The organism is Thauera phenylacetica B4P (assembly GCF_000310225.1).
Taxonomy (GTDB): domain Bacteria; phylum Pseudomonadota; class Gammaproteobacteria; order Burkholderiales; family Rhodocyclaceae; genus Thauera; species Thauera phenylacetica.
Genome location: NZ_AMXF01000508.1, coordinates 1 through 939, shown reverse-complemented (window position 1 = coordinate 939; position 939 = coordinate 1). Strand labels below are relative to the sequence as shown.

Here is a 939-nt window from a genome sequence, read left to right as displayed (position 1 = left end):
CCCGCCCCGACGCCCCACCACGCCCCGGCGCCCCCGCCACACCCCGGCACCCCCGCCACGCCCCGACGCCCCGGCGCCCCCATCACGCCCCACCACGCTCCGACGCCATGTAGGAGCGCCGGCAGGCGCGAAAGCAGCGGTGCAGATGAGCAAATGAGCAAATGAAAGACCTGACCCCAGCTTGACAGCTTGACGGACCCCAGCTTGACCGAAAGCAGCGGTGCAGATGAGCAAATGAAAGACCTGACCCCAGCTTGACCCCCTGACCCCAGCTTGACCCCTTATCCAACAAGTGTTGAAATACCACCAAGACATCTCGAAGCTCCTCCCGAGGAGAATCAAATGAGCATGAAACGATCCGGCCGGCTCGCCTGGGTGGGCGCCGGCGTTCTTGTCCTCGCCGCGGCCGCCGCGTGGCAGTTCCTGCGCCCCGCGCCCGACGACGGCAGCTTCGTGCGCGGCAACGGCCGCATCGAGGCCACCGAGGTCGACGTCGCCGCCAAGGCGCCCGGGCGGGTGGACGAGATCCTGGTGAATGAAGGCGACTTCGTCACCCGTGACGACGTGATCGCGCGCATGGACGTCAAGGCCCTGCAGGCCCAGCTCGCGCAGGCGCGCGCCGAGGTCGCCAATGCCCACAGCGCGCGCGAGACCGCGCGCGCCCAGGTCGCGCAGCGCCAGGCCGACGTGACCATGGCCGAGGCGGTGCTGGTGCAGGGCCGCGCCGAATACGACGTCGCCCGCCGCACCGCGGCGCGCTCGAAGGCGCTGCTGAGCGACCGCGCCACCTCCGCGCAGAAGGCCGACGACGATGCCGCACGCGCACGCACCGCCGAGGCCAGCATCCATGTCGCCGAGGCCCGCATCGTCGCCGCCCGCGCCGGGGTGCGCGCGGCCGAGGCCCAGGTGCAGCAGGCCGAGGCCGCGATCCGCGCCGCC

Annotated in this window: 1 protein-coding gene; it reads left to right on the top strand. The window is 71.7% G+C overall.

Annotation, left to right across the window (positions count from 1 at the left end; all coding sequences use genetic code 11):
• Nucleotides 1-342: 342 nt before the first annotated feature.
• Nucleotides 343-939: HlyD family secretion protein (locus tag C667_RS23355; protein WP_004390430.1), on the top strand; the 597-nt coding region annotated here is incomplete at its 3' end.